16 protein-coding genes are annotated in these 17,560 nt (G+C 64.1%); 11 read left to right on the forward strand and 5 right to left on the reverse strand.

Annotation, left to right across the window (positions count from 1 at the left end):
* Window positions 1-1,554, forward strand: a 1,554-nt coding sequence (locus IPM84_19770; GenBank protein MBK9094958.1) for a hypothetical protein, incomplete at its 5' end; no start/stop codon positions are given.
* A 4-nt stretch (window positions 1,555-1,558) separates the two neighbouring features.
* Here IPM84_19770 and IPM84_19775 read toward each other — a convergent pair.
* Genes IPM84_19775 through IPM84_19785 form a run of 3 tightly spaced genes read right to left on the reverse strand, consistent with a single transcriptional unit; the run spans window position 1,559 to window position 4,756 of the window.
* The gene (locus IPM84_19775) at window positions 1,559-1,804 is read right to left on the reverse strand and encodes a hypothetical protein (GenBank protein MBK9094959.1); all 246 of its coding nucleotides are present in this window, start codon (window positions 1,802-1,804) and stop codon (window positions 1,559-1,561) included.
* Complete coding sequence (locus IPM84_19780; protein ID MBK9094960.1) at window positions 1,786-3,111, reverse strand: PIG-L family deacetylase; 1,326 nt, start codon at window positions 3,109-3,111, stop codon at window positions 1,786-1,788. The genes IPM84_19775 and IPM84_19780 overlap by 19 nt, the downstream gene beginning before the upstream one ends.
* A 37-nt stretch (window positions 3,112-3,148) precedes the next feature.
* On the reverse strand, window positions 3,149-4,756 hold the full coding sequence (locus tag IPM84_19785) for a SagB/ThcOx family dehydrogenase (protein MBK9094961.1): 1,608 nt from the start codon (window positions 4,754-4,756) through the stop codon (window positions 3,149-3,151).
* A gap of 285 nt (window positions 4,757-5,041) precedes the next feature.
* Between IPM84_19785 and IPM84_19790 the strand changes: the two genes are divergently transcribed.
* The 5 genes from IPM84_19790 (at window position 5,042) to IPM84_19810 (ending at window position 9,930) form a co-directional block, all read left to right on the forward strand.
* Window positions 5,042-5,314, forward strand: coding sequence for a 4Fe-4S binding protein (locus tag IPM84_19790; protein ID MBK9094962.1), 273 nt, complete (start codon window positions 5,042-5,044; stop codon window positions 5,312-5,314).
* A 581-nt stretch (window positions 5,315-5,895) separates the two neighbouring features.
* Complete coding sequence (locus IPM84_19795) at window positions 5,896-7,320, forward strand: aspartate ammonia-lyase (GenBank protein ID MBK9094963.1); 1,425 nt, start codon at window positions 5,896-5,898, stop codon at window positions 7,318-7,320.
* A gap of 158 nt (window positions 7,321-7,478) precedes the next feature.
* On the forward strand, window positions 7,479-8,369 hold the full coding sequence (locus tag IPM84_19800; GenBank protein MBK9094964.1) for a phosphatase PAP2 family protein: 891 nt from the start codon (window positions 7,479-7,481) through the stop codon (window positions 8,367-8,369).
* 9 nt (window positions 8,370-8,378) lie between these two features.
* Complete coding sequence (locus IPM84_19805; protein ID MBK9094965.1) at window positions 8,379-9,017, forward strand: DUF624 domain-containing protein; 639 nt, start codon at window positions 8,379-8,381, stop codon at window positions 9,015-9,017.
* Window positions 9,018-9,069: 52 nt separating this feature from the next.
* Window positions 9,070-9,930, forward strand: coding sequence for an alpha/beta hydrolase (locus IPM84_19810; protein MBK9094966.1), 861 nt, complete (start codon window positions 9,070-9,072; stop codon window positions 9,928-9,930).
* Between the two features lie 10 nt (window positions 9,931-9,940).
* On the opposite strand, the gene IPM84_19815 is transcribed toward IPM84_19810, so the two are convergent.
* Together IPM84_19815 and IPM84_19820 are read right to left on the reverse strand one after the other, a co-directional pair.
* Window positions 9,941-11,260: a hypothetical protein gene (locus tag IPM84_19815; protein MBK9094967.1), complete on the reverse strand. Its 1,320-nt coding sequence runs from the start codon at window positions 11,258-11,260 to the stop codon at window positions 9,941-9,943.
* 241 nt (window positions 11,261-11,501) lie between these two features.
* Window positions 11,502-12,428 carry a DMT family transporter gene (locus tag IPM84_19820; protein MBK9094968.1) on the reverse strand — a complete coding sequence of 309 codons (927 nt, stop codon included), beginning with the start codon at window positions 12,426-12,428 and terminating at the stop codon, window positions 11,502-11,504.
* Between the two features lie 245 nt (window positions 12,429-12,673).
* Here IPM84_19820 and IPM84_19825 point away from each other — a divergent pair, with 245 nt between their 5' ends.
* The 5 genes from IPM84_19825 to IPM84_19845 all read left to right on the forward strand — a co-directional run bounded on the left by IPM84_19825 (window position 12,674) and on the right by IPM84_19845 (window position 17,558).
* Window positions 12,674-13,429 carry a Nif3-like dinuclear metal center hexameric protein gene (locus IPM84_19825; protein MBK9094969.1) on the forward strand — a complete coding sequence of 252 codons (756 nt, stop codon included), beginning with the start codon at window positions 12,674-12,676 and terminating at the stop codon, window positions 13,427-13,429.
* A gap of 82 nt (window positions 13,430-13,511) precedes the next feature.
* Entirely contained in the window at window positions 13,512-13,808 is a 297-nt protein-coding gene (locus IPM84_19830) for a hypothetical protein (GenBank protein ID MBK9094970.1), read from the forward strand.
* Window positions 13,809-13,814: 6 nt separating this feature from the next.
* On the forward strand, window positions 13,815-14,954 hold the full coding sequence (locus tag IPM84_19835; protein MBK9094971.1) for a glycosyltransferase: 1,140 nt from the start codon (window positions 13,815-13,817) through the stop codon (window positions 14,952-14,954).
* Between the two features lie 28 nt (window positions 14,955-14,982).
* Entirely contained in the window at window positions 14,983-16,134 is a 1,152-nt protein-coding gene (locus tag IPM84_19840) for a glycosyltransferase family 4 protein (protein MBK9094972.1), read from the forward strand.
* On the forward strand, window positions 16,131-17,558 hold the full coding sequence (locus tag IPM84_19845) for a sugar transferase (GenBank protein MBK9094973.1): 1,428 nt from the start codon (window positions 16,131-16,133) through the stop codon (window positions 17,556-17,558). Before IPM84_19840 ends, IPM84_19845 begins: the two co-directional genes overlap by 4 nt.
* Window positions 17,559-17,560 lie beyond the last annotated feature (2 nt).

Raw genomic sequence — 17,560 nt, forward strand, 5'->3', positions numbered from 1 at the left:
GAATCGGACTATCGCAACGGCCTGCAGATTCTGAACATCAGCGCGCCCACCGCGCCGGTGCTCACCGGCTACTTCGACACCTATCCCGGCAGCAATTCCACGGCTTTCAACGGCAACTGGGGCAATACCCCCTTCCTGCCCAGCGGTCACATCATCCTGGCCGACATCGAGCGCGGGCTGTTCGTGCTGCGTTTCAATGAACTGCCCGGTTCGACCACATTCACCATCGCCGCCGCGCCGCAGGCGCTGAATGTCTGCGCCGGCGGCAGCGCGCAATCCACCATCAGCATCGGTCAGATTCGCGAGTTCCTGCCCACGGTCAATCTGAGCGCCAGCAACCTGCAGCCGGAGATCACGGCCAACTTTGGCGCCTCATCCCTGCTGCCGGGCAGCAGCACCAATCTGACGCTCAACGTGACGCCCAACCTGGAGCCGGGCAACTATCCTGTCCGCATCACCGGCGCCAGCGGTGCTGTCAGCTACTACACCGATTTGAGCCTGAATGTGGTCAGCGGTTTGCTGGCGGCGCCGGCACTGCTGTCGCCGGCCAACGGCGGCAACAGCGGCGTGCTGGCAACGCTCTGCGAGGCCTGGCCACGCGCCAGTGCGTATCATGTGCAGGTCTTCGACAATCCATTCCTCACCGGCGCCCCGCTGGTGGATACGACGGTGACGCGACGAGTTTCGCCATCCCCAACGGCCTGCTCAACGCCAACGGCCACTACACCTGGCGGCGTCGCCACCGTGAACGCGTGCGGTGAAGCGCATTCAGCGCTGCCGCGTACGTTCACCACGGTTGCCAACCTGTGTCAGGAACTGCTCCTCAACAATGGCTTCGAGAGCGGCAGCAACCCGCCCGGCGGCCCGCCCTGGGTCTGGAGCACCGAAAATACACAGACTGTCATCCGCCAGGGGCCGTTCCTGGACGATGGCGCCACCATCTATCCGCACAGCGGCGCGTGGGCGGCGCGCCTGGGCGGCTATAACAACATCGGCCCCACGCCCGATTCGCTCTACCAACCGTTCAGCATCCCGGCCGGCTACACCGCCACGCTCAGCCTCTGGTGGCAGATGCGCACCCAGGAGCAAAATACCGGCACGCAGTATGACTTCTTCCGCGTCAAGATCAAGGACGCCGGCGGCAACGATCTGCAGACCGTCTATAGCGGCAGCAACACCAGCCCTGAAGGAGTGTGGCAGCGCCAGACGCTCGATCTCACCGGTTCCGCGGGCAGCACGCTGCGCCTGTTTGCGGACATCACCACCGATCAATCACTGGCGACCTGGCTCTACCTTGACGACACCAGCGTGTCGGCCTGCGCGCCCTCTGCGCCCACCTGCACGTGGGCCGATGTCAACTGCTCGTGCAACGCCGTAGACGTGCGCGACATTCAACTCATGGCCGAGGCGTGGCGGGACTCCACGGTCAACGGCCAGACCTACCCCCAGTTTGATGTCAACAGCGCGGCGGGGTTGGGCAGCAATGATGGTCTCGCCACCATCGTGGACGTCCAGGCCGTTCTCACGCGCTGGAACACCGCCGCCTGCCAGTAGGACATCACCCGGCGGCCAGGCGACGCATCGCCAGGATGACGCCGGTTTCCCTCAAGAAAAAGCAGCGGATGTCAGGTCCACTGCGGTTTTGGCTGAAGGCATGCCCTCCCAGGTCACGGATCAACACAGATGGCAGGTCGTAGCGGGCCTTTGCGTCCCTGCGTCCTGGCGTTGAAACATTTTTGACATCAGCGCCGTGGCGTGAGTCGTTTTCGCTGCCGGAACGGCCAATCAGCCCTGCGCCTGCCACAGGCGGATGTTTTCCTTGATCTGCGCTTCGTGGATCAAGTCATGGCCGGCGATGGCGCCGATGAGCGCGGCGACCGACTCCGGCCCCCGTTCACTGTGCAGGCCCCAACGCGCCCGCTGCTCCTGGCTGAGACCCTGCAGGAAGGTCACGTTGATCTGTTTGAGCGCAGCGAGTTCGCCGAGCAGATCGTGCGCCGGCCGGTTCGCTTCGGGCAGCTCCGTCGCCCAGGCCTCCTGATCGTAACCGGGGATGGGGCCTTCTGGATGCGCCACGATCGCGCGGTAACGATAGCCGTAGACGATCTCAGTATGGACCAGGTGCGCCAACAGTTCGATGATGGACCATGCGCCTGGTTCTGGATGCCAGCGCAGGGCGGCAGCGTCCAGGTCAGCCAGGGCAGCCCGCAGCCGGCCGGTCAGGCCGAGCTGCGATTCGAACGGATCGGCCTGGCCCAGCAGGGCGATCTCCTCGCGCAGCATGGGCGCGCAGTGCGCCAGGACGACCTCGCCGTAGCTGGTCTGCAGGCTATCTGGCGCCTGCGTTTCCTCGATACCGACATCCGCTGAAACCGACGGCGTGCTCTCTTCACGCCCCAGGATCATGCGCCGGAACCCTTCCGCGGCGACCAGCCCGGCCTTCTCCCCTTCCTCCCTGGCCCAGGCGGTCACCATCTCGGTGGGGTCCCATCCTTCCACCTGGCTCTTGTGCTGCCGCAGGGCCGCAATCTTGTTGGCCAGGGTGCCGCTGATGTCCACCATCGTATCTTTCAGCGTGCTGTCGGTGACCCACACCTCGCGCACGCTGTGCGCCTCATAGCCCTCGGCCAGCAGGTCAGGGAAGGCCAGCGGCATGGAAACGGCCGGGAAGACTGCTTCCAGGGTAGCCACAGCCGCCGCGCGGTGATCCGGGTGGTTGATGTAGAAGTTGCCGTAGAAGAAGGCGATCGGGTCGCCGCAGACCACCGTGTCGGGCCGGTACTTGCGCATCACCCGCACCAGGTCTTTGCGCAACCCCAGGGTGGGCTGCAAGGTGCCATCATCGTAGCGCAGGAAGACCACCTCGTGTACGCCACATTCGCGCGCGGCCGCGCGCTGCTCCTCCTCGCGGATGGCCGCCAGGTGCTCCTTGGTCATCCCTTCGACATGGCTGCCGGAATTGCCGCTGGTAATCAGCACGTAGATCACCTCCGCGCCGGCCTGACTCCAGGCTGCGGCCGTGCCGCCGATGCTAAAATCGGGGTCGTCGGGATGGGCGTAGACAACCATCGCGCGTGTGGGGATGGGTGGGTTCGTGTCCATTTGGCTCATACTGATTGATCGTACCTCTCTTTGCTCGTGATTGATCTCAGGCTGGCGTACCGATCGCCAGCTCATAGATGATGGCGGTTGTCTCCGGGAGGTTGAAGAAGCGCACGGTTTCCAGGTCATAGAAGGCGCCGATGCCGGTGCAGCCAACGCCCAGGGCGTGCGCGACCAGGTAGGCAGCCTCGGCGCGCAGGCCGGCCTCCAGGTGCAGATTGCGATAGATGCGATCGCCGCACTGTTGCACCAGGTTCCCCAGGTCAGCGGCGAAAAAAATCACCGCGCCGGCGGCGGCGCAGAAAGCCTGATCGAGCGATAGGTGCATGGCCCATTCAGACAGGTTGCCCGCGCGCTCCAGGATGAGGCCGCGGCTGGCCGCATCGTAACGATAGGCGCCCTCCGGCACCCCTTCCACTCGAATGACAATCATGACCAGTTCGAGCGCGCCCTGGGCGCTGTCGGTTGCATACGCGACGTCGAGGGCCTGGATGATGGCGCTGAGTGCATCCCCTGGCAGAGGCGCCGGCTTGAACTGATGCGATGAGCGGCGCCCCAACAGCGATTGACAGAGGGACACCGGCACCGTTGGCCTGAGCAGGGGCGCCTGGTCAGGCGATTGCAGTTGACGGTGTCCTGTTTCGGTCACAAGCGCCGCCGGGCAGCGACGCAGGGCCTGCACGGCGGCCGGCTCGCGCAGCGCCGTCGCGCCGGCCGCGGGCAGGATGGCATCCACGGCGGCGTCCGGCTGCATGGGCGGCAACGATTCAAGCGCGAGGGGCGCCGGTTGGTCGGGCGCGCCTCGTGGCGGGGGTCTGTAGGCCCGATCGGCCCGGATTGCCACCAGGATTTGCACGGCTTCCTGCGCTGATGACAGCCCAACCAGGCGATTGACCGGTTCATCCACGAAATTGTAGACAACGGTGGCGGTGTAGCCCAGCGCCGCGGCCACCAGGATGACGTTGCCCGCCAGGTGACCGCAGTCCTGCAGGCAGTAGCGGTAGGCGCGCGGCCCATACTTCCAGGCGGTGCGCCACCACAAGCTGGAGATGGCGAAGACTGCATCCGCTTCTGCCACGGCCGGCAGCTCGGCCGCCGCGTCAGCCAGCCAGGCGATCCAATCGGCCGGGCGCAGAAGTTCCAGCGCATGTTCACCGGGCGCGTAATGATAGACGCCGTTGCGCGCACCGGCAGCGCCGCGCAGCGCCAGATAGAGCTCTGCAGGATAAAGCGCGCCGGCCGAGGGCGCCGCGCGCAGGGTCAGCGTGGCGCCGGGCAGCGCCTGTTGCGCGGTGGGGCCATAAGCATAGTAGCACAGACGCGAGAGCGTCTCCAGATTCCAGGCGGCCGGCGCCGCCAGGGCCGCATGGGGCGACAAACGCTGCACGACCTCCAGGGTATCAGGAAAGTCGCAGTCAATTTGCTCGGTCAGGGCCAGGCGGGCGACGGTTGGGTAGAGCTTGTAGATGGATGGCTGGCGGCTCCAATCCACGTCGGTGCTCATGGTTTGCAGGCGTCCGGCCGTCTGAGCCGTTTCCGCGTGCAGACGCAGAGTCAGGGGCTGGCGGTTGCCGCTGCGCGGTCGCTCAGGGTTTTGCTGTGCGGCGGCCACAGGCGATTTGCGCCGGCGCTGGGATAACCAGTCTTGCCACATAGAATCCTCCAACCGGGCTGGAATCCATCATGCTGGGGTGGAATTTACCATTTTGGGGTGGCAGATTCCACCCCATGTGTTGACACGAGAGCGGCCCGATTGTAGCACAAAGCGGAGCGAAACGGAAGCAATGTCATGGCCGCGGGTGATTTGTGCAATTGACATCTTGTCAGAAGTCATGTAAAATGACCGTAGCTTCGCTTGTCAAACACGGTACGTGTGCAGCAAGCTATGGAAAATCCCAAATTCGCTGTATTCTCTGCGTGTAAGAAGGAGAATCAATTCATGACGCATGTGATTTTTGACCTCTGTATTCGTGATGGCGCCTGTGCAGAAGTCTGCCCGGTCGAGTGCATTGTTCCTGGCCAACCCGAAGAAGAATGGCCCTGGTTTTACATTGATCCCGACACCTGCATTGACTGCGGCGCCTGCGTGCCAGAGTGCCCGGTTGATGCCATCCGCCCAGAAGAGGACTTGGAGCCGCAGTATTTTGCGTCCACTGAGATCAACGCCAAGTTCTTCATAGATGGGCCTGGTTACGCAGCCGTTGGCAAATAACGCTCATCCGTGGCGGTGAGATCGAAAACATCATTCTGAGATTGGGAACCTCTGCCTGCCAGCAGGGGTTCTTTTTTGGTGAACCAGGGGGCGCCCCGGGGGGGGGGGGGGGGGGGGGGGGGGTGGGGGGGGGGGGGGGGGGGGGGGGGGGGGGGGGGGGGGGGGGGGGGGGGGGGGGGGGGGGGGGGGGGGGGGGGGGGGGGGGTGGGGGGGGGGGGGGGGGGGGGGGGGGGGGGGGGGGGGGGGGGGGGGTTTTTGGGGGGGGGGGGTTTTTGGGGGGGGGGGGGGGGGGTTGGGGGGGGGGGGGGGGGTGGTGTGTGGGTGTTTTTTTTGGGGGGTTTTTTTTTGTGGGGTTTTTTGTTTTGCCCGGGGGGTGCCGCCGGGGGGGGGGGGGGGGGGGGGGGGGGGGGGGGGGGGGGGGGGGGGGGGGGGGGGGGGGGGGGGGGGGGGGGGGGGGGGGGGGTGGGGGGGGGGGGGGGGGGGGGGGGGGGGGGTGGGTGGGGGGGGGGGGGGGGGGGGGGGGGGGGGGGGGGGGGGGGGGGGGGGGGGGGGGGGTTTGTGCTCAATGAGGAGACAAAACGATGTCTGATGTTGCGTTTCGAATCGAAAAAGACTCCCTGGGCGAGATGAAAGTCCCGGCCCACGCGTTGTATGGCGCACAAACCCAGCGCGCCGTGCTCAATTTCCCGATCAGCGGTATGCGACCCTACCCGGCCTTCGTCTGGTCCATGGTCGCCATCAAGCGGTCGGCGGCCGTGGTCAATCACGGGCTGGGCTTGCTGGATGAACAGCGCGCCCATGTCATCGTGCAGGCGGCCGACGAGGCGTTGGCGGGTGTACTGAATGAGCATTTCGTGGTGGACCCGTTCCAGGCCGGCGCCGGCACCTCGCACAATATGAATATCAACGAAGTGTTGGCTAACCGAGCCAACCAACTGCTCGGCTTTGCGCTGACCGACCCCAAGAAACCGGTCAACCCGAACGACCATGTCAACATGGCGCAGTCCACCAACGACACCATCCCCGCCGCGATCCGCCTGGGCGCGCTGTGGCGCCTGCCGGAGTTGCTCCAGGCCCTGGATGATTTGGCGGCCGCGCTGCGCCAGAAGGCGCGCGAGTTCGACGACATCGTCAAGTCGGGCCGCACGCATCTGCAGGACGCGGTGCCGGTGCGTATGGGGCAGGAGTTTGGCGCCTACGCGCGTGCCGTCGAGCGCGGCCGTGAGAAAATCGTGCAGGCGGCCGAGGCCCTGCGCCGCCTGGGCATCGGCGGCACTGCCACCGGCACCGGCCTCAACGCCCATCCAGAATATCATGCACGCATGGTGGCCGCGCTCAGCGATCTGTTGGGCCAGCCGCTCTTCACCTCTGATGACCTGTTCGAGTCCATGCAGAGCATGGGAGACAGCGTCTACTTCAGCGGCAGCCTGCGCACTGTGGCCCAAGACCTGATCCGCATCGCCAACGATTTCCGCCTGCTCTCCTCCGGGCCGACCACCGGTCTGGATGAGATTCGCCTGCCGGCGGTACAGCCTGGGTCCAGCATCATGCCAGGCAAGGTCAACCCGGTGATGGCCGAGATGCTCGACATGTCCATGTTCCACGTGCTGGGCTGCGACTTGACGATCACGCTGGCCGCGCAGGCCGGCCAACTGGAGCTGAACGTGATGATGCCGATCATCGCGCACAACCTGTTCGAGATGATGCATGTGATGATTGGCGCGGTCAATGCCTTCACCAGCAAGTGTGTGGTGGGGGTCACGGCGAACCGCGAGAAGGCGCTGGGTTGGCTGGCCAAGAACGCCATCCTGGTCACCGCGCTCAACCCGGTGATTGGCTACGCGAATGGCGCGGCCGTGGCTAAGGAATCGTTGGCCACCAACCGCGCCATCAAGGACGTGGTGGTTGAAAAGGGTCTCCTGACCGCAGCGCAGGCCGATGAGCTGCTGGATGCGCGCAAGATGACCGAGGGCGGCATCCAGGGCAGCGGCGGTGGCGGCGGCTGAGGACGACCTCAACCCCGGCCCCTTCTCCTCTCCGCGTGGCGGAGAGGAGAAGGGGTCAGGGGTTGAGGTGAGACCCGCGGCGGGGATGCCATTTTCAAGTCAATGTCTATGCCTCTGCCGGGCACATCCTGGCAGATTGTCGCTTGAGAGGAGAACTGATGACCGACTGGCTTCTGAGTCTGAATGATTGGGGTACCCAGTTTTTGTTGGCGCTGCAACAGGCGCGCACTCCCACACTGAACGCGCTCTTTCTTTTCATCACCGAACTGCATGGCGACAATTTCTATCTCTTCATCTTTCCGCTCTTGTATTGGTGCCTGAACAAGCAGTTGGCTGTGCGCCTGGCCTATCTCTTCTTCTTTGGCTATGACTTCTGCAATGGTTTTCTGAAAGATCTGCTCCATACGCCGCGGCCGTTCGATCCGCGGCTGGAAGTCCTGGTGACGGAGACCAGCTACGCGTTTCCCAGCGGCCATGCGCAGGGGAGCCTGATGTTCTGGGGCTACCTGGCCCTGGCCGTACGTCGCACCTGGTTCTGGATCGGGGCGACGGCGCTGGTGCTGTTGATTTCGTTCTCGCGCCTCTACCTGGGCATCCACTTTCCGCACGATGTCGTGGGCGGCCTGCTGATCGGGCTGGTCCTGCTGGCCTTGTTTGTCTGGCTGCAGCCGCGGGTTTCCCCGGTTGTTGCGCGTTGGCCCTGGCTGCAACAAGTGGCCGTGGGAGCGCTGCTGCCGCTGTTGATCTTCCTCCTGGCTCGCTCCGAAACCAGCGCCCGCGCCCTGGGCCTCCTGTGCGGGGCCGGCATCGCCCTGCCCCTGGAAGCGCAAACCGTCCGCTTCGCCGTCAGCGGGCCGCCGGTGCAACGCCTGCTGCGCTTCCTGGTCGGTTTTGTGGTGCTGCTGACCTTCTACCTGGGGCTGAGCGCCGTGCTGCCCCACACCGACATCATGCGCTTCATTCGTTACGCCATCGTGGGGATCGCCATGCTCTGGCTTGCGCCGTGGCTGATGGTTCGCCTGCGCCTGGCGCCCGGCGGGAAGGTATAGGCCCGGCGCATGACACGTCCACTACGCATTGCCTGGTTGGGACTCAAGGCCAGCTATGAGGAGATGCTGCTGCTGGCGATCCTCAGCCTGCTGGTTTGGGTGTGTTGGCTGTTAATCATCCCTGGTCCGCCGGCCACCGCGGGGCTGTACTATGTGGCCCACCGCATCGCCACCGAACGTCGCGTCAACTTTGATCTGTTCAAGGAGGGCTTTCGTCTCTATTTCGTGCGCAGTTGGATCATCAGCGGCATCAGCCTGGTGCTGCTGGTCGTCCTCGTGGCCGGCTTTTTCTTCTACCTGGCTCCGCCACTAAGATTCCCGCAGTGGATGCAGGTCCTATCGGTGGTGATACTCTATATGTTAGTCGCCTGGTTTGCCATTCAACTCTATCTCTTTCCCGCGTTGATCGAACAGGACCTGCGTATCTGGCCGCTCTTTCGCAACGCGCTTTACCTGGCCCTTGCCAGCCCCATCTTCACCGGGGTCCTGCTCCTGGCGCTGGCGTTCATCGTGCTCCTGTGTGGCGTCACCACCATCCTGCTCTTCCTGATTGCGCCTGCCCTGGTGGCCGTCATCAGCAGCCTGGCCCTGCAAGACCGCCTGATCTTTTTCCGCGTCAAGCCCGCACCAACCACCGCGCCCGATTGATTACAAGGCGATTCTTGAGCAAATCACTGAAGACGGAAAAAGGATCTTGACGATGTCTTCCTGGCAATCCGACACTATCCAAACGAATGGAATTCGCCTGCACGTCACGCGTACCGGCGGCGCGAAACCGCCGCTGGTGCTGGCACACGGCTATTCTGATGATGGGCTGTGCTGGACGCCCGTCGCTGAGGAGCTGGCGATGGCCTACGATGTGGTGATGCCCGATGCGCGGGGACATGGCCTCTCGGATGCACCTGATGGGGACTATGGCCCGCTCGAGCAGGCCGCTGACCTGGCCGGTGTGATCGAGGGCTTGGGGCTGCAGCGCCCCATCATCGTGGGCCATTCGATGGGCGCGCTGACCGCGCTGACCCTGGCCGGTCGCTATCCGGCTTTGCCGGGCGCCATTGCGCTTGAGGACCCGCCGCCCTGGTGGGCCGACGATTGCGTGCCGCCGTTTGGCGAGGAGTGGCAGCGGCAGACCCGCGCCTGGATTGTGGGCTTGCAGCAGCAGACAGCCCCGGAGATCATCGCGGCGCAGCGCGCCCGCCAACCTAACTGGCCCAGCGCTGAGTTCGAGCCCTGGGCCGCGGCCAAACTGCGCGTGCATCTCAATTCTCTCAACCGCCTTGCGCCGCTCAACATCAACTGGCCGGCCCTGCTGGCATCTGTCCAATGCCCTGTGCTGTTGATGACCGCGGAGCCGGCGCTGGGCGCGCTGGTCAGCGCGCGCCAGGCCGCGGCCCTGCAGGACTCCGTGCCCCAGACCCGCATCATCCATTTTGCCGAGGCGGGTCACAGTATTCGCCGCGATCAGTTCCAGGGCTACATGAACGTGATTCACCGGTTCTGCGCAACGGTCACAGCCAGCACTGACCTGCGCATGGTTTGGCCCATGCACCACGAAGCCTGACTTCGTTTGCTTACTGGGTGACGGAAAACTCAGCCGTCGCCTTGATCCCACCATCGGGCGTGGAGGCAATCCAGGTCAGGATGGCATCGGAGACGGCCGCGCCATTGGGCCAGGTGGCCGGCGCCGTCACGCTGACATCGAAGGCGCCAAACCCGCCCACCACGCTGCTGGCCACGACCTGCGTGGCGTCGAAGGCGACGGTGGCTGAGGCCAGGTGGATGTTGACCTTTTGGCCCAGGGGCCAATTCTCACCGTGCAGTTTGACCTGGCTCGAGAGTGCGCCGCCGGTCGGTTGGGCTTGCAGCGTGGGCGTCAACTTGCCGGTGCTGGCGGGCAGGGTGCTCTTGAGCGTCTGATAGACATCATTGACCCAGGCCAGCAGCGCGTTGACGTCGGCCTCCGTGGCGGTCGTTTGCCCACTCCCCTTGAAGGTCAACGTCTGCAGCATGGCGTCGGGCACGGGCGGGTCCTTCATGAGAAAGTCAATCGGTCTGTACCGCGCCAGCCAGGTCAACAGTTGCAGTTGCTGGTTTGCGTCCAGGCTCACATGCAGGGCGTTCGATCCCTGTTTGCCCTTGCAACTCCCCCCGCTGACCACACCGGTCGCGGTGATACTCAGATCGTCGCAGAAGCCGGCAATGCCGCCCTCGCGATGCCAGACGAGCACGGTGTCGGATGGCGGCACCGGTACGACCAGCGACCCGTCCTGGTTCGTGCGCACCTCGTAGGTTCGACCATCCACTTTCAGCATGATTCTGAACCCGGACACCTGGGCCTCGCTGCAGCCGGCGCCGGCCTGCTCCACTTCCAGGCAGCCGTTGCGCCAGGTGATCGGTTCGACGGCCACGGTTGTGATCTCAGTGGCCGATTTGCCCAGGCTGTTGGCGAGCGCCTGCTGCGCGGCCCTCAGCGCCGGGTTGACGGTGGCCGCGGCCGGCCGCACGGCTGAGCCATTCATGTCGGTGTGATACTCATAGGCCTGGCCGTTGACTTCCAGCATCACCAGGTAGCCCGGCACGATGGCCTGCGTACACATCTCACCGGGTTGTTCCAGATCCAGGCAGCCATTGCGCCACTGCCTGATCTCCACCGAGGTGATCTTGACCTCGGCGGCGGTCACGCCCAAGGCGGTGGCCAGCGTCTGCTGCGCCAGCGTGGCGGCCGCCGGCAGCGTATTCTTGTCCGGGATTGGGGTGGACACCTGCTTGTCGGGCGCGGCCGTTGGCGTGCTGCGCACCGTTTCTGCGCCCGGTACACAGGCGCCCAGTACCTGGGCAAGCAGCAGCAGGCCCATCGCCACGATCACCGTCCGTTTGTTGACTCGTTTCATCTTGGCCTCTCCTCTTCGCTGTTGCTCTTCGAGCGTGGGCGACCGCAAGGGTGCGCCCCTACATATTGGGTTGCTGCGGTTTCAACCGCCGGTGCTGGCTGCCTGAACAGGCACAAAAAAGCCGAAGCATGTGCGCTGCCGGCGCAGCATGCTTCGATTGGCCCTATTATGCCCGCTGGCGCCGCCGCGGGCATCCGATGCCCATACGATTTTTCTCTACGCCAAATGGCGGATATGACCTTCAGCGACCGGCCCGCCGCCAATTGCCCATGACAACCCCGCCGATGACCAGGCCGGCGCCGGCCAGCACGCGGCCTTCGAGCGCTTCATGCAGCACCAACACGCCGAGCAGGACTCCAACCACCGGAATGGCATACGTCACCGTCGTGGTGCGGCTGGCGCCCATCTCTTTGATCAGGTAGAAATAGAGCAGGTACGCGAACCCAGAGCCGAGGATGCCCAGCCAGAGGACCGACAGCCAGGTGATGGGCAGGGTGGGCAGGCGCAGCGGCCATTCGGCCAGCAGGATACCGGCCAGCAGGAACACCTCGGCCGAAGCCAGTTGCCCGATCGCCAACACCGTGGTTGGCTGATCGCGCAGAAAGCGCCGCACGAAGACCGAGGTTGATGCGTACGAGAGCGATGCGGCGATGACCGCCAGTTCGCCCAGGACATTGCTGAAAAAGCCGCTGCCTGGGTTGCGTCCCACGATGATGATCAGACCGATGAAAGAGATGATGACGCCGATCAACTTGGCGCCGGTGATGCGTTCATCGTGCAGCACGAGATGCGCGATCAACAGGCCGAAGAGGGGCGTGGTGCCGTTGAGAATGCTGGCCAGGCCGCTGTCAATGGTTTGCTCGCTCCAGGCGATCAGGACAAAGGGAACGGCGGTGTTGAACAGGCCGGCCACGGTTAAAAGCCCCCACAGTCGCGGGTCTCTCGGCAACGATAGCCGCTGCCAGCGCAGCACCAGTAGCAGGAAGACCAGGCCGAAGCCGACGCGCAAGGCAACCAGCGTCACCGGTCCCAGTTCCGCCAGTGCAATCTTGATAAAAAGGAACGAGGCTCCCCACACCAGGCTGAGCAGTCCAAACACGCCCCAGGCGCGCATAGACGGTGCTGAGATAGACGGCGCTGAGATGGGTGATGGTGGTTGTGTTTGCACGATTCTCTCTTGTAACGTATCAGTGATAAGGGGAGAAAGGCCATCAACGTTGATCTGTGCGCTGAAGCCGGTTTCCTGATGGGCGGGCATGGAGAATGGCAATCAACGCTAAGTTGTGCTATGATGCCCGTAGGTCGGCGCGAGTTTACCACGAAACAACCGTAAACCGCAAAAGAATACGACCGAGAGAAGATTCCTGGTGCCGGGAGGTACTGGTACCGGGAGGTACCGACAGGAGGCAAGCAGTGGTCAAGCGCGAATTGATCGCCTATCTCGATGCCTTTTTGCGCATCGAGCAGGTGAAGGACTCCGGCCCGCAGGGCCTGCAGGTTGACGCCGGCGCCGATGAGGTGACCACGGTGGCCTTCAGCACCGATTCGGCCCTACCCTGCATCGAGAGCGCGGTGCAGGCAGGCGCGCAGCTCTTGATCGTTCACCACGGCTTGTTCTGGGGGCATGAACAACTGCTGCGCGGCCCGTTTGGCGCACAGGTTCGCCGCCTGTTCGAGGCCGGCCTGTCACTGTACGGCGCGCACCTGGCGTTGGATGCCCACCCGGAGGTGGGTAACAACGCAGAATTGGCGCGCCTCTTCGCTGTGACGGTCACGCGGTGGTGGGGCGACGCCAACGGCACCCCCATTGGCGTCCTGGGTGACGCGCCGGCCGGGCTGACGCTCGCCGACCTGGTGGCCCAGGTCGGGGCGCTGCTGGGCGTCGCCCCACTGGTGCATGCGTATGGCCCCGCACAGGTGCGCCGGGTAGCCATCGTCTCCGGTTTTGGCGCCCCCATGGCGGCCGAGGCTCAAGCCCTGGGCGCCGACACCTTCCTGACCGGTGAAACCTCGCACGCGTCCTTTTACACGGCACAGGCGTTGGGCATCAACCTGATCTATGCCGGCCACTATGCCACCGAGACCGTTGGCCTGCAGGCGTTGGCCCGTCATCTGGCCGCGCGCTTCCCCCTGCAGACGGTGTGGCTCGACCATCCGACGGGTTTGTGAGCGAGTTTGAGATTTTTGCACTCTTCGGCTATAATCGCGCCGGTGGACACAAAACTCAACCAAGGGAGGTCTGGATATTGGTGTGACATCACCCATGATCGAAGTCTTATTGGCCCGCGTCGGGTTAGAGTATGCGCAGCCGCCGCGCCAAACGTCGGTGCTCATGCGGGCCGATTATCAGTTGATGCGCTGGCGTCTGCTGAATTTGCGGCGGCACTACCAGGTCAAACATCCGAACGAGCTGGCTGCCAAGGCGTGCGCCCTGGCGAACGCGCAGGTGGAAGCGCCCACGCTCGATGCCATCTGGCAAGACGTGGCCGAATGGCAAGAGCTGGAGCAACGAGTCGTCTCCCTGTGGCAGCGGCTCTACGCACATTAACCGACCATGCATGTTGTGATGGTCTCCAAGGCGGTGGTGGTTGGCGCCTATCAGCGCAAACTGGAAGAACTTGCTCGGCTGCCGGGCTTGCAGTTGACGGTCCTGGCGCCTCCTGGCTGGCGCGATAGTCGAGGCTACACCCGCCTGGAACGTGTACACGTCACCGGCTATCAACTGCTGGCAACGCCGCTGGCCTTCGACGGACATTTCCATGTGCATTTCTACCCCCGCCTGGCCAGGGAGTTGGCTGCTCTGCAGCCCGACCTGCTGCATATGGATGAAGAGCCGTGTAACCTGGCGACATTGCAAGGCGTCTGGCTGGCTCAACGCCAGGGGACGCCGGCCTGTTTCTTCACCTGGCAGAACCTGTATCGGTCGTACCCTCCTCCGTTTCGCTGGTTCGAGCGCTACGTTTTTCGACATGTGGCCCATGCCCTGGCTGGCAATGCCGAAGCCATTGGCATCTTGCAGCGCAAAGGCTATCGCGGGCCGGCGACGTTGGTGCCGCAGTTTGGGGTTGACCCCGACATCTTTCGACCGGTGACGCGCCCGCCCTCTCCCCGTTTCGTGATCGGCTACGCCGGTGGCCTGGTGCCAGAGAAAGGGATTGACCTCTTGTTGCGCGCCGCCGCCGCGTTGCCGGACAGCGAAGTACGCCTGGCCGGCAGCGGGAGCCAACAGGCCGCCCTGGCCGCGCTGGCCCGGCAACTGGGCATGGACGGCCGTGTGACCTTCATCCCTCGCCTGGCATCCACGGCGATGCCAGATTTTTACGCCGCACTGGACGCGTTGGTGCTCCCCTCGCGCACCGTCTCGAATTGGAAGGAGCAATTTGGTCGGGTGCTGATCGAAGCCATGGCCTGTGGCGTACCGGTCATCGGCGCTCACAGCGGCGAGATCCCGCACGTGATCGGCGATGCCGGGCTGGTCTTCCCCGAAGGTGATGTGACCGCCCTGCGCGACCATCTCCGGCGCTTACAGCAAGATGCTGCCTTGCGGCACGATCTGATCCGGCGGGGACGCGCGCGCGTTCTGGCCCACTACACACAGGCGAAAATTGCGGCCATGACCTATGCTGTCTACCAGCAAATGTTGACCGACGCTGCGCCACCCACCCCGGGGCCGACGGCCGGCGCCCGGTTTTGACCCCGGTTTTAGGCTAAACCCTGTGCCGATTGTTGGCATCAATTCACTCTTGCTGGCGCTGGACGAAACCTATCGCAGCGCGGGCGTGGCCAATTATAACGCGCAGCTCCTGCGCCATTTGCCCGCCGCGGCCCCCGATCTGCACCTGCGTGCCTTTGTCGGCGACCGGCGTTTTTCTGCGGCGCCAGGCATGGCGGTTGCACGGCCGGCCTGGTCAACGCGACGCCCGTTGGCGCGTATTGCCTGGGAGCAGAGCGCCCTGGCGCTGGCATCGCGACGCCTGGACCTGCTGCACGGCGCCGTCTATGCCAGCCCCCTGCTGGCGTCGTGTCCAACCGTCATCACGGTGCATGACCTGACCTTCGTGCATCATGCGGCTGCGTTGAAACGTTTTCATCGTGTCTACCTGCGCCTGATCACACGTCTGTCGGCGCAGCGAGCCGTGCGGGTCATTGCCGCCTCGGAAAATACCCGGCGCCAGCTGATTGATTGGCTGGCACTGCCCCCGGCGCGGGTCATCGCCGTTCCCAACGGCGTCAGTGAGGAGTTTGCGCCGGCCACGCCGGTTGCGGTCGAAGCATTCCGCCGTCAGCACGGCCTGCCTGCCCGTTTCATCCTGTTTGTCGGTACGTTGGAGCCGCGCAAAAATGTGGAACGACTGCTGACCGCCTTTGCGCAGGCTCGTGCGCACCTGGATGCGGACACCTGCCTGGTGATTGCGGGCAGCAAAGGCTGGTATTACCAACAGATTTTTGCCCAGGCTGCGGCCCTGGGCCGGGGGGATCGTCCGTCGCGGGTGATTTTTCCGGGCTTTGTCCCGGCCGCTCAACTGCCCTGGTGGTACCGGGCAGCGACTGTTTTTGTCTATCCATCCCTCTACGAAGGATTTGGACTACCGGTTTTGGAAGCCATGGCCAGTGGAACAGCCGTCATCACATCGAACACCTCGTCACTGCCCGAAGTGACGGGAGATGCCGCTATCTTGATTGATCCCACCGATGTAGATGCGTTAGCCGCTGCCCTGGTGCGCCTGCTGAACGACGAGGACCTGCGCGCACACTTGAGCGCGGCCGGGGTGCGTCAAGCCGCCCAATTCTCCTGGCGACGTTGTGCCGAGGAAACGGTTGCCGTTTATCGTGAAGCCCTTGGCCTGCCGCCCGGCATGGAGCGATCCCCATGACACCAGCGCTCCGCCGTCGCTTCGCGCGTCTGTTGGTGGTCACAGATGTCTTCCTGATCAACGCTGCTTTTGGCGTGGCCTACTACCTGCGCTATGAGCTGCAATGGCTGCGCGATCTTGACCCCAGCACCTACCGTCGGTTCGATGCCTACCTGCCTTTCGCACTCATCCTGACCCTCTTGCTGCTCTTCGCCTACCGCGTGGACGGCGCCTACGACATTCGGCGTGACAGCAGCCTGGTCGAAGAGGCCTATCGCATTACCGCAGGTACGGCTACCGCCATCATCATCATGGTGGCGATTGCCTTTTTCACCCGGCCGCAGCTCAATTCCCGCCTGATCTACGTTTACACCGGCATCTTCATCCCTGTCTTTCTGATTGTTTCGCGCATCGTCTTTCGGGCCTGGCTCTGGCGCCTGCGCCGCCGCGGCATTGGCGTGGACCGCCTGCTCATCGTGGGGGCCGGCGAAGTGGGGCGCATGGTAATGCGCAGCGTAGTGGCGCAGCCGGAATTGGGCTATGAAATCATCGGTTTTCTGGATGACGACCCTGGTAAGAGCAACACCGCCCTCGGACGCCTGCGCGGACTCGGCACCCTCGACTCGCTGCAGGATGTGCTCAAGTCTATGCCAATAGATGAGGTGATCGTAGCTCTGCCCTGGCATGCCCATCGCAAAATCGTGCAGGTCGTGCAGGAGGTGCAACAGGCCAACGTGCGCCCCCGCATCGTGCCCGACCTGTTCGCCCTGATGCTCGGACGGGTGCAGCTCGACCAGATCAACGGCATTCCGCTCATCGGCATGCAACCGGTTGCCATCACCGGCTTCAATCTGGCGGTCAAGCGTCTGCTGGATGTGCTGGTGAGCATCCTGGCGCTGACCCTGGCGGCACCGTTCTGGCTGCTCATCCCCATCGCCATCAAGCTCGATTCGCCCGGCCCGGTGCTGTTCAACCAGGTGCGCGTCGGTCGGGCCGGCCGGCCGTTCGTTGTCCATAAATTCCGCTCGATGGTGGCGGACGCCGAGGAGCAGAAGGACAGCCTGCGCTCACTCAACGAGGCCGACGGGCCGCTGTTCAAGATCAAAGAAGACCCGCGCACCACCCGTGTGGGGCGCTTGATACGCCGTACCAGCCTGGATGAATTGCCGCAGTTCCTCAATGTGCTGAAGGGCGACATGAGCCTGGTGGGGCCGCGGCCGGCCCTGCCCGAAGAAGTGGCGCAATACGAAGAATGGCACAAGCGGCGCCTGGAAGCCTCGCCCGGCATCACCGGCCTGTGGCAGGTATCGGGTCGCAGCCTGGTTGGTTTCGAAGAAATGGTGCTCCTCGATACATTCTATTGCGAGAATTGGTCCTTCGGACTCGATCTCAAGATCCTGTTCAAGACCATCCCTCGCGTTATTCTCGGTGAAGGGGCATTTTAGCC

The organism is Candidatus Amarolinea dominans (genome assembly GCA_016719785.1).
Taxonomy (GTDB): Bacteria; Chloroflexota; Anaerolineae; order SSC4; family Amarolineaceae; genus Amarolinea; species Amarolinea dominans.

Bases quoted from the DNA above. Each gene is read 5' to 3' on its own strand.
- IPM84_19785 (MBK9094961.1), bottom strand. From the start codon at position 4,756: ATGTGGCAAGACTGGTTATCCCAGCGCCGGCGCAAATCGCCTGTGGCC.
- IPM84_19795 (MBK9094963.1), top strand. From the start codon at position 5,896: ATGTCTGATGTTGCGTTTCGAATCGAAAAAGACTCCCTGGGCGAGATG.
- IPM84_19810 (MBK9094966.1), top strand. From the start codon at position 9,070: ATGTCTTCCTGGCAATCCGACACTATCCAAACGAATGGAATTCGCCTG.
- IPM84_19790 (MBK9094962.1), top strand. From the start codon at position 5,042: ATGACGCATGTGATTTTTGACCTCTGTATTCGTGATGGCGCCTGTGCA.
- IPM84_19815 (MBK9094967.1), bottom strand. From the start codon at position 11,260: ATGAAACGAGTCAACAAACGGACGGTGATCGTGGCGATGGGCCTGCTG.
- IPM84_19835 (MBK9094971.1), top strand. From the start codon at position 13,815: ATGCATGTTGTGATGGTCTCCAAGGCGGTGGTGGTTGGCGCCTATCAG.
- IPM84_19800 (MBK9094964.1), top strand. From the start codon at position 7,479: ATGACCGACTGGCTTCTGAGTCTGAATGATTGGGGTACCCAGTTTTTG.
- IPM84_19805 (MBK9094965.1), top strand. From the start codon at position 8,379: ATGACACGTCCACTACGCATTGCCTGGTTGGGACTCAAGGCCAGCTAT.
- IPM84_19780 (MBK9094960.1), bottom strand. From the start codon at position 3,111: ATGAGCCAAATGGACACGAACCCACCCATCCCCACACGCGCGATGGTT.
- IPM84_19845 (MBK9094973.1), top strand. From the start codon at position 16,131: ATGACACCAGCGCTCCGCCGTCGCTTCGCGCGTCTGTTGGTGGTCACA.